The following is an 11,711-nucleotide window of genomic DNA, read 5'->3' as shown; positions in this document are numbered from 1 at the left end:
AGGATGGATGGGACGATATTTATGTAGGCAACGATTTTCATGAGAACGATTATTATTACATCAATACCGGAGATGGGCGTTTTGTTGAAAGCGGGCAAGATCATTTTCGCCACTACAGCCGCTTCAGCATGGGTAATGATATCAACGATTTCAACAACGATGGCCTGCCCGATATTATAACGGTGGATATGCTGCCGCAGGATGAAAAAGTACTGAAGACCTACGGCAGCGACGAAAATGCCGATACCTACAAATTCAAATTAACCAGGCACGGATACCAACACCAATATTCTAAAAACTGCCTGCAGGTAAATAATGGCAAAGGAGAAAGTTTTAGTGAAACCTCCCTTATCAGCGGGGTTGCCGCAACCGACTGGAGCTGGTCGCCTTTGTTTGCCGATTTTGACAACGACGGAAATAAAGACCTGTTCATTTCAAGCGGCATCGTGAAACGGCCGGTTGATATGGATTATATCCGGTTTGTATCTGACCTGGTTGCAAAAACAGATGAAAAAAATTTATCGGAATTAGATAGTAAAGCCATTGCTGAAATGCCCGATGGGGCCTCTCACCCTTATTTTTACAAAGGCGATGGTGTACTGAAGTTTGAAGACGTAAGTGAGGCCTGGGGTACCGCCCGGTTAAGCGGTTATTTCAATGGCGCTTCCTATGCCGACCTCAACAATGATGGAAGGTTAGATATGGTGGTTAACTGCCTTAATGGGAAAGCCCTGGTATTAAAGAACAATCACCCAGATAAATATTCGCTTGAGATCCACCTTAAAGGCAAGGAGGCCAACCGGTTTGGTATTGGTGCCAAAGTATGGCTGTTCTACAATGGCAAAATGCAATACCAGCAACTCTCGCTTACCCGTGGCTTTCAGTCTTCCGTAGAACCCGTATTGCATTTTGGGATAGATAGCCTTCGGTATATCGACAGCCTGCTGATAGTATGGCCTAGTCAGAAGTTTCAATTGGTGCGGAATGTGCCTGCAAAAGGCGACCTGGAGTTCCAGGAAATTTATGCGGGCGGAGTATTTCGGTACGATTCGTTTTTCGCACCGCCGCCACCGGTTCTGCAAAAGATAAGTTCACCCAACGGGCTGACCTGGAAACACCAGGAAAATATTTTTTTCGACCAGAATAAACAGTACCTGATTCCACACCAACTCTCCACGCTGGGGCCGGCGCTGGCGGTGGCAGATATCAACCTGGACGGGCTGGATGATTTTTATATAGGCGGTGCATCCGGGCAGGCAGGCCAGTTATTTATACAGGTAACTCCCGGCCAGTTTCGCGCATCAAGCGGTTCAGATTTTAGTGCCGCAGTGGCAAGCGAGGAAACTGCAGCGCTGTTTTTTGATGCTAACAACGATACCTATCCTGATTTATACGTTGTAAGCGGCGGAAACGAATACGATGCCAACCACCCAGCCCTGGCCGATCATTTTTACCTGAACGATGGGAAAGGAAACCTTCGCCCCGCCCAGGATGCCATTCCTGCATTGCTTCTGAATAAATCCTGTGTGCAGAGCGCTGATTTTGATAAAGACGGCGACCTGGATTTATTGGTGGGTGGTTTATCCGATGCAAAAATTTACGGACTTCCCCAATCGTCCTATTTATTGGTAAACGATGGAAAAGGCAGCTTTACTAAAGCAGATGCGGCAATTGCTCCACTCGATACAATTGGCATGGTTACAACGGCAGCGTTTACCGATCTTAATAAAGATGGCTGGCCCGATCTGGTACTGGCCGGCGAATGGATGCCGGTAAAAATTTACCTGAATAATAAAGGAAAATTTGTTGCCACTGATTTGCCCGCCAGCACCGGCTTATGGCAATCGCTTACCATTGCAGATGTTAATAGAGATGGTTACCCCGACCTGCTGGCCGGTAACTGGGGATTGAATAATAAATTCTATGCCGGGAAGGACGGCCCACTGAAATTATACATTAAGGATTTTGATAAAAACGGGTCTACCGAACAGATCCTGACCTATTCCATCAAAGGAGAAGAATATACATTCCTGGCCAAGGATGAACTGGAAAGAGCCCTTCCCGTACTTAAAAAAGCCTATTTAAAATACAGTGAAGTGGCTGGTAAATCGGTACAGTTTATGTTTTATGATCTGTTTACCGGTTACCTTGAAAAAAAGGCAGAAGTGCTGGCCTCTTCTGTTTTTATCAACGATGGTAAGGGGGGCTTTACAAGACAGGACCTGCCCGACCAGTTTCAATTATCACCTGTTTTTTCCTTTGTTGAACTGGATGCTGCTCACTGGCTGGCGGGTGGAAATTTTTATGGTACCATTCCTTATGAAGGAAGATATGACGGGTTAGAGCCCTCGGTTTTATCCGCCACTGAAAATAACCGCTTAAAATTTTCGGGTCTGATCCCGGGTATAAATGGTGAAATCCGAACAATGAAATGGTTGAAATCAGGAAAAGCAGCTCCGCTGCTCCTGGTTGGCCGAAATAATGAAACGCCTTTATTTTTTAAATCGGCTGAACAGCCTTAAAACTCCAGCTATGATATCTGTGCGATTAATGATTCAGATGGCAGGTGCTGCGCTCCTGACCTTAACAGGTGCCTGCTCTCAGAATAGTCCGGGTGCAACGATCGATCCTCCTGTTACCCCACCTTCAAAAGCCAACGAAGTGGATATGTGGCTCACCAAAGCTGACCAGTCGGAATTATTGAAAAAACAAAACACCGTTATTTATTTTGCCGATACAACCAATGTGTACCCGGTAATTGAAGTGGATTCTGCCACCAGTTACCAGCAGGTTGATGGGTTTGGTTATACGCTAACGGGTGCCAGTGCCTACCTGCTGAATTCTATGGGCAGCGCTAAAAACGCCCTTTTGCAGGAATTATTTGGAACCGGCTCAACCGGAATCGGCATTAGTTATTTAAGAGTTAGTATCGGCGCTTCCGATTTAAGTGCGGAAGTATTCAGTTATAACGACCTGCCGGAAGGCGAAACCGATCCGCAGTTAACAAAATTCTCGTTGAGTAAGGATACGGTTGATTTAATCCCGGTAATAAAAGAAATTCTGGCTATTAATCCGGCTATAAAAATTATGGGATCGCCCTGGAGTCCGCCGGTTTGGATGAAAGACAATAAAAAATCTATCGGTGGTAGTTTACTTCCGCAGTATTACAGTACGTATGCCCGTTACTTCGTTAAATACATTGAGGCTATGAAGGCAAAGGGTATTACGATAGATGCTGTAACTATTCAAAATGAACCCCAGCACGGCGGAAATAATCCCAGCCTGGTAATGTCGGCAGAGCAACAGGCCGATTTTGTTAAGAATCATTTGGGGCCAGCGTTTAAAACAGCAGGGATTCAAACAAAAATTGTGATCTGGGACCATAATTGTGACAACCCGGCGTACCCGATCACTATTTTAAATGATCCGGAAGCCAAAAAGTTTGTTGACGGCTCTGCATTTCATCTTTATGCCGGCGATATCAGCGCACTTAGCACGGTGCAATCCGCGCATCCTGATAAAGCGCTTTATTTTACCGAGCAATGGACTTCATCCAAGGGAGATTTCGGGGGTGATTTAAAATGGCATGTAAAAAATGTTATGATCGGTTCTATGCGTAACTGGAGCAAAATAGCGCTGGAATGGAACCTGGCCAATGACGCAACCTTTGGGCCGCATACACCTGGTGGATGTACAGAATGTAAAGGAGCACTGACCATTACCGGCGCTTCGTTTACAAGAAATGTCAGCTATTATATTGTTGCCCATGCGTCCAAATTTATTCCCGCCGGGTCAGCACGCATAGCCAGTAATGCCGTAGCAAATCTGGCCAACGTGGTATTTAAACGACCCGATGGTAAAAAAGTAATGCTGATCGTCAATGAATCAGGTAGTCCTGCTGGCTTCAATATCAAATACAAAGGAAAACTGGCATTTACTTCACTGCCTGCAGGCGCAGTGGCCACTTATATCTGGTAACATGAAACCTACTATTGTTCTATGGCTGAGCCTAATGCTGCTACTGGCGGCCTGCGGTAAATCTTCCGGTGATTCCGGTAACCCGGCACCTGTGCAACGCCAGGTGGCTGTGCGTTCGATTACGATAGATGGCCGTGCGCTGGAAGATAACACGTTTGATGTTCGGCTGCAGCCCTCGATCCGTATTCAGTTTACCGAACCGATCGATAAGCAATCCGTTGCCGGTGCAATTGTGTGGTCGGCACCAGCTGGCGGTTCAGCACCCGTATTTACCAGCAGCTTCCAAAACAATGATTCGGTCTTGCTTATTACGGCCAGTTCAAAACTTGCCTTTCTAACCAGCTACCGGTTTTCTTTGAATAATTCCATTAAATCGGCATCCGGGGGGCGTTTCATTTCCGTTATCAATAAAACACTGCTTACCTCTATCGATTCTTCCGCTAAGTTTCCAACGCTTTCAGACGAGGCGCTGCTTACGAAAGTGCAGCAACAAACCTTTCGGTATTTCTGGGATTTCGGGCACCCGGTTAGCGGTATGGCAAGAGAACGCAACAGCTCAGGCGATATCGTAACAACAGGTGGTACCGGCTTTGGTATTATGGCTATGCTGGCTGCGGTGGAAAGAGGATTTATTAACCGGCAACAGGGCCTTGACCGTATTAAAACCATTGTAAATTTCCTGGAAACAAAAGCCATACGATACCATGGTGCATTTGCACATTGGATAAATGGCGCATCGGGCCTTACCCAGCCATTCAGCCAGAAAGATAACGGGGCTGATTTGGTGGAAACCTCCTTTCTGATGATGGGATTACTGTCAGCAAGATCCTATTTTGATGCCGGTACGGCGGCAGAAACCGACCTGCGCTCGGCAATAACCGACCTGTATGCAGCAGTAGAATGGGACTGGTTTCGAAGAGATAACGGCGATCAGCTCTACTGGCATTGGAGCCCTGATTATGGATGGGATATGAACCTGCCCATCAGGGGCTGGAACGAATGCCTGGTAACCTATGTACTGGCTGCCGGATCACCAACCCATGCAATTCCGAAATCGGTATATGATAAGGGCTGGGCCAGGGAAGGGGCAATGAAAAATGGAGCTGCTTATTATGGTATCAGCTTGCCATTGGGAGAACCGTTTGGTGGCCCCTTGTTTTTATCTCAGTATTCTTTTCTAGGAATTAATCCGATAGGGTTAAAAGATGCCTATGCAGATTATGAGCTGCAAAACAAACACCATGCTCAGATAAACTACCAGCATAGCCTGGAGAATCCGAAAAAATATTATGGCTACAGTGCGCAGGTATGGGGGTTGTCAGCCAGTGATATTCCAACAGGTTATTCGGCAAGCTCTCCTACCAATGACCTGGGGGTTATTGCACCTACGGCTGCATTATCCTCCTTTCCTTATACCCCCGTGGAATCTATGCAGGCCCTTAAATTTTATTACTATACCCTGGGCGATAAATTATTCAAAGACTATGGTTTTATTGATGCATTCGCCTTGCATCAGCCCTGGTTTGCAGATAGTTTCCTTGCCATTGACCAGGGCCCCATTATTGTTATGATTGAAAATTACCGCACCGGTTTACTCTGGAACCTGTTTACTTCGGCGCCTGAAGTAAAGGCAGCTTTAACAAAACTGGGCTTTACAGCGCCTTATTTATAATTCAAAGGAACACTATGACAACAAGAGCTGTTAGTTGCATCATTTTCCTTTTGCTATGGGTGAATGGGGCACTCTTTGCGCAGAAAAAAAAGCCGGCAAAACTGCCCGTTTTTTCAGCAATGGATCGTCCCCGTGATCTTTCGGATACTGCCTTGCTAGACCTGGTTCAGCGTCAAACCTTTCGGTATTTCTGGGATTTTGCGCACCCGGTTTCGGGGTTGGCAAGAGAACGGAGTAATGAGTCTTTTAATTATGGGGGAGAAGTGGTTACTACCGGAGGATCCGGTTTTGGAATTATGGCCGTAATCGTTGCTACGGAACGCAAGTGGATACCGCGTGATACGGCTGCCCGTTTCCTCTTGAAAATGGTTCGTTTTCTGGCAAAGGCCGACGCTTACCACGGCGTGTTTCCGCATTGGTTAAATGGTGAAACGGGGAAAACGATCCCCTTCAGCCGAAAAGACGATGGGGCTGATCTGGTCGAATCGTCTTTTCTGTTCCAGGGCCTGCTGGCAGCCCGCCAGTATTTTACCGGCAATAATGTGGTGGAACAGGAATTGAGAAATCGCATCAACTGGCTTTGGAACGATATTGAATGGAACTGGTTTACCAATAACCAGGAGGTATTATTCTGGCATTGGAGCCCCAATAATGGCTGGGCTATGAATTTTGCCGTACGCGGATTTAATGAATGCCTCATTATGTATGTGCTGGCAGCTTCTGCTGATCGGTACCCGGTTAGTGCAGCGGTTTATCACAACGGTTGGGCGCAAAGTAATTTTTTCAAAAATGGGAAGGAGTTTTATGGTATTCCTTTACCGCTTGGTTTTGATTATGGCGGCCCGCTGTTTTTTTCGCACTATTCATTTTTAGGATTGGATCCGCGCGGACTTAAAGATCGTTATGCCGATTACTGGTTGCAAAACAGAAATCATACCCTCATTAACCGCGAGCACTGTATCAGAAATCCAAATCAGTTCAAAGGTTATGGCCCGCAATGCTGGGGCTTAACAGCCAGTGATACGTATAACGGCTATGATGCACATTCCCCTACCAATGATAAGGGAACTATTACACCCACTGCGGCCTTGTCGGCATTTCCCTATACACCGGAGTATTCTATGCAGGCGCTGCGTCATTTTTACGAGAACCTGGGCGATAAAATCTGGTCGGCTTACGGTTTTGTAGATGCGTTTAATGAAGGGCAAGGCTGGTATGCTTCCAGTCATCTGGCAATTGATCAGGGCCCTATTATTGTAATGATTGAAAACTACCGCTCAGGTTTAATCTGGAAATTGTTCATGTCTTGCCCCGAGGTACAGCAGGGATTAAAAAAACTTGGCTTTGAAAGCCCTTATCTGAAATAGGTTAAAACTTGACATATGAAAAATCTTTCGCGTAAGCAATTCCTTCAGCAGTCTGCATTGGCAGGAGCAGCAATCCTGCTGTCTTCGGTAGAGGCGGTTGCTCTCCTGGAAAATAAGAAAATGAAGATAGGTATTATCGGGTGTGGAAGCGTATCCGGACAATACCTGCCGCACCTGGCAAAATCACCGCATGTGGAGTTGGTGAGCCTTTGCGACATTATTATGGAACGGGCAAAAAACCGGGCAGCTGAATATAAGGTGACCAACGTGTACGATCATATAGATAAACAATTGGCTGGAGCTCCCTTTGATCTGCTGGTGAACCTGACCGATATGCAGGAACATGGCAGGCTCAATAAAATAGCACTTACCAAAGGCAAACATGTATGGAGCGAAAAGCCAATGGCCAATACCTATAAAGAAGGCCGGGCATTACTGGAGCAGGCGCGCGCCAAAGGGCTTCGTATCTGGGGGGCGCCGGCGGTGGTAAACAGCCCGCAATTTGCTTTTATGAGTAAAACGATCCAGGAAGGCAAACTCGGGCGCTTAGCAGCTGCACACGCTCATTACGGACACGAAGGACCAAGCTGGTCGGCTTTTTTCTATGAAAAAGGGGGCGGTAGTTTACCAGACCTCGGTGTCTATAACCTGGCAACCCTTACGGGTTTACTGGGCCCAGCCAAATCGGTCATTGCTATGACTACCATCGTAACACCGGAAAGAACGGTCGATAACAAAGGAAAAATAAAAGTAGAAGCAGAGGATAATGCCATGCTTATTCTGGAACATGCCGGTGGTGTGTTATCTCACGTGCAAAGTGGGTTTAACTATTTTGATCCGTATGGGCATGGGGGAAAAGGGCAGGACAGGCATACGATTTCCATCTGGGGATCAAAAGGAAATATGGGATTGGTAGGTTATGATTGGGCGCCTTTTGGGGTTGATCTGGCCACTATGGAGGCACCTGCACCGGTACGGCATGTGCCCGATCCGGGTTCCTATGTATGGCAGGAAGGAGCAACCGTAATTGCTGCTGCATTGCTTGAAAAAAACGAACCACTGATTTCTCCGGAACATGCATTGCATGTTCTGGATATCATTGAGTCGGCCCGCGCTTCCTCACAAACCGGTCAAAAAATCAGTCTCCAATCCAGCTTCCGCTGGCCAATTGTTTAACTTCCCTTCGCCATCGGTCGGCTGCCACCCTTCCGGTAAATAGAAATTATGAGCGAACAACGAACATACGACGCTATTGTAGTGGGAAGCGGCATCAGCGGAGGCTGGGCCGCCAAAGAGCTGTGCGAAAAAGGGCTGAAAACCCTGGTGCTGGAGCGGGGCCGGATGGTGAAACACCTGAAGGATTATCCCGGCATGAATAATCATCCCTGGGAGTTTAAGCACCGCGGCGCAATTACCCATAAGCAGCGAACGGAGAATCCGCTGATCAGCAAAGCCGCCGGCTATGCAGAAGATACACAGCATTTCTTCATTAAAGACGCTGACCATCCGTATGTGCAGGAAAAGCCATTTGAATGGATTCGGGGATACCAGGTTGGCGGCAAATCCTTAACCTGGGGCCGAAGCTGCCAGCGTTGGAGCGATTATGAATTTAATGCACCCAAACAATACGGTTTTGCGGTTGACTGGCCAATCCGGTATAAAGACATTGCACCCTGGTACAGCCATGTAGAAAAATTTGTAGGTATATGTGGTAACAAGGATAATATTGCCGCTATGCCCGATGGCGAATTTCTGCCGGCCTATGAACTCAACTGCGTTGAAAAACATATGCAGCAACAGCTCTGGGAAAAATGGCAGCGGCACCTGATCTCCGGAAGATGGGCGCATTTGACAGAGCCTGCACCCATACACCAGGAGCAGGGCAGAGGAAGCTGCCAGAACAGAAATCTTTGCATGCGCGGATGTCCTTTCGGAGGATATTTCAGCTCCAACAGCAGCACCCTGCCCTGGGCAGAAAAAACCGGGAATCTAACCATTCGCCCGGATTCGGTGGTGCATTCCATACTTTATGACGAACAACAGAAAAAAGCCATCGGCGTTCGGGTAATTGATGCCGTTAGTAAGCAACAGATCGATTATTTTGCCTCCCTTGTATTCCTGAATGCTTCTGCACTCAATACCAACCTTATTTTACTCAACAGCCGGTCTAAGCGGTTTCCCAACGGGTTGGGGAATGATCATGACCTGTTGGGCAGGTTTATCTGTTTTCATAACTACAGGGGGTATATGAATGGCGAAATGCCCGGTTTTGAAACAGGTTATTACAAGGGTCGCCGGCCAGCCGAATGTGTTATCCCGAATTTCAGAAACCTCGGAAAAAAAGAAATGGACTTCCTGGGCGGTTATGTCATCTTCACGGGCGCTTATCGCCCGTGGACAGATGCTGCAGCACATCCGGGAAAAATAGGCGCCGAATTAAAAGAAACGCTTACCGAACCAGGCCCCTGGCGTATTTATATGTATATGCAGGGAGAAACAATTCCCAAAGCAAGCAACCGGGTGTATTTACACCCTACAGAAAAAGATGCCTGGGGTATTCCCCTGTTGGTGACCGATGTATCCTACGACGAGAATGATGAAAAAATGTTGCAGGATTTCCTGGAACAAGGTAAACTCATGCTCGAATCCATGGGCGTAAAAAACCTGGAAGCACACGATAGCCGGCAGGCGCCGGGCCTTGATATACATGAAATGGGGGGCGTTCGAATGGGTAAGGATCCGTCCAGCTCCCTGCTGAACGAATGGAATCAATTACACCTTTGTAAAAACGTATTTGTAACGGATGGGGCCTGTATGACAAGCACCGGCAATCAAAGTCCCTCGATTTTGTATATGGCATTTGCTGCACGGGCAGTACAGCATGCAGTTGAGGAACTGAAAAAAGGAAATTTATAAAACGACCTACATGAGCCATTTTTTCTCTCCCCAAAAAACGATTCTGCTGGAGCCCGGCTGGGCATTGGTTCGCATAGTAACCGGATTACTTATGACCTATCATGGCTGGGAGGTATTTGATGCGTCAAAAATGACGGAGTATGCCGGCTGGCTGACATACTTGTCTGCCGGCACTGCCAGCACATTGGTGTATACAGGAAAAGCGGCAGAGCTATTGTCTGGTATCCTGTTAACCCTTGGATTATTTACCCGGCTGGCAGTTTGGCCCATGATCGGTACCATGCTGTTCATCGCCTTCATCCTGGGAAACGGGAAGATCTGGTATGGCGATCAGCATCCTTTTTTATTTGTATTACTGGGCTTATTGTTCTTTTTCCGGGGCTCGGGTAAATACAGCCTCGATCAGCAATTTTTTTCAACTAAAATTCCGCTGCTTTTAGGTTTAGTTCTACCGCTCTGCTCACCGGCACAGAAAAAATCAGCGCCGGCTACTGTGCTGGCACAAAGCACGTATTGTAATCCTATCAATCTTGATTATGGGTATACGCCTATACCTAATTTCAGCGAATGGGGAAGACACCGCGCAACTGCCGACCCGGTGATTGTGACGTACAAGGGAGACTATTATTTATTCTCCACCAATCAATGGGGCTATTGGTGGAGTGCCGATATGCTGAACTGGAATTTCGTAGCTCGGAAATTTCTAAAACCCTCCCATAAAGTTTATGATGAATTGTGTGCGCCCGCAGCAGTGGTAATAGGTGATACCATGCTGGTTTTCGGGTCTACCTACAGCAGCAATTTTCCTTTATGGATGAGCACCAATCCCAAAGGCAATGAATGGAAAGAAGCGCTTGATTCATTGGAGATCGGTGGTTGGGACCCCGCTTTTTTTCTGGACGACGACGGCCGTTTTTATATGTACAATGGCAGCAGCAACCGGTACCCGCTTTATGGAATAGAACTGGATCGCAAAACATTTCAACCGATTGGCACCCGAAAGGAACAATATTTCCTGGAAGACTGGCGGTATGGCTGGCATCGATTTGGAGAATATATGGATAATACCTTTCTCGATGGATTTATTGAAGGAGCCTGGATGACCAAACACAAGGGTAAGTATTACCTGCAATGGGGTGGCCCGGGTACCGAAATGAGCGGGTATGCAGATGGCGTAGTGGTAGGTGATTCGCCCTTGGGACCGTTTACACCTCAATCTGATCCGGTCAGCTTTAAGCCGGGCGGATTTGCCCGCGGTGCTGGCCATGGCGCTACCTACCAGGATCCCTGGAAAAATTATTGGCATGTGTCCACGATGGGTATTAATGTTAAAAATACCTTTGAACGGCGCAACGGAATTTGGCCGGCCGGCTTTGATGAAGACGGCGTTATGTATTGCAATACGGCTTTTGGAGATTATCCGCATTACCTGCCGAATGGCGAAACCAATCACCTGAAAAGCCGCTTCACCGGCTGGATGCTGCTGAACTATAAAAAACCGGTACAGGTTTCGTCTACACTGGGTAGTTATACAGCAAATAATGCGGTTGATGAATCTATTAAAACCTACTGGAGTGCCCAAACAGCTAATGCCGGAGAATGGATTCAGACCGATCTGGGCGCTGTATCCTCCGTCCACGCTATTCAACTGAATTATGCCGATCAGGATGCAGCTTTCCTGGGAAAACAAACCGATATTTTTCACCAGTATAAACTCTATAGTTCATTAGATGGGAAAAAATGGACCCTGCTGGTAGATAAAAGCAAAGAAAAAAAAG

General features: G+C 47.1%; 7 protein-coding genes. All 7 read left to right on the top strand.

The window, feature by feature from the left end:
* Positions 1–2,522, top strand: a 2,522-nt coding sequence (locus A1D16_RS05850) for a VCBS repeat-containing protein (RefSeq protein WP_290708350.1), incomplete at its 5' end; no start/stop codon positions are given.
* A 10-nt stretch (positions 2,523–2,532) separates the two neighbouring features.
* Positions 2,533–3,978 (top strand): glycoside hydrolase family 30 beta sandwich domain-containing protein, encoded by a 1,446-nt coding sequence (locus tag A1D16_RS05845; RefSeq protein WP_290708349.1) that lies wholly within the window; start codon positions 2,533–2,535, stop codon positions 3,976–3,978.
* 1 nt (position 3,979) lies between these two features.
* Entirely contained in the window at positions 3,980–5,650 is a 1,671-nt protein-coding gene (locus tag A1D16_RS05840) for a glucoamylase family protein (RefSeq protein WP_290708348.1), read from the top strand.
* 14 nt (positions 5,651–5,664) lie between these two features.
* Positions 5,665–7,017 (top strand): glucoamylase family protein, encoded by a 1,353-nt coding sequence (locus A1D16_RS05835; RefSeq protein ID WP_290708347.1) that lies wholly within the window; start codon positions 5,665–5,667, stop codon positions 7,015–7,017.
* A 15-nt stretch (positions 7,018–7,032) separates the two neighbouring features.
* Positions 7,033–8,193 carry a Gfo/Idh/MocA family oxidoreductase gene (locus tag A1D16_RS05830; protein WP_290708346.1) on the top strand — a complete coding sequence of 387 codons (1,161 nt, stop codon included), beginning with the start codon at positions 7,033–7,035 and terminating at the stop codon, positions 8,191–8,193.
* 48 nt (positions 8,194–8,241) lie between these two features.
* On the top strand, positions 8,242–9,933 hold the full coding sequence (locus A1D16_RS05825) for a GMC family oxidoreductase (protein ID WP_290708345.1): 1,692 nt from the start codon (positions 8,242–8,244) through the stop codon (positions 9,931–9,933).
* Positions 9,934–9,943: 10 nt separating this feature from the next.
* A partial coding sequence (locus A1D16_RS05820) for a family 43 glycosylhydrolase (RefSeq protein WP_290708344.1) occupies positions 9,944–11,711 on the top strand: 1,768 nt, incomplete at its 3' end.

This window comes from Flavihumibacter sp. CACIAM 22H1 (assembly GCF_001601815.1).
Taxonomy (GTDB): Bacteria; Bacteroidota; Bacteroidia; order Chitinophagales; family Chitinophagaceae; genus Flavihumibacter.
Note: the sequence above shows the minus strand (reverse complement) of the source record. Positions and strands in the feature narration are given on the sequence as shown.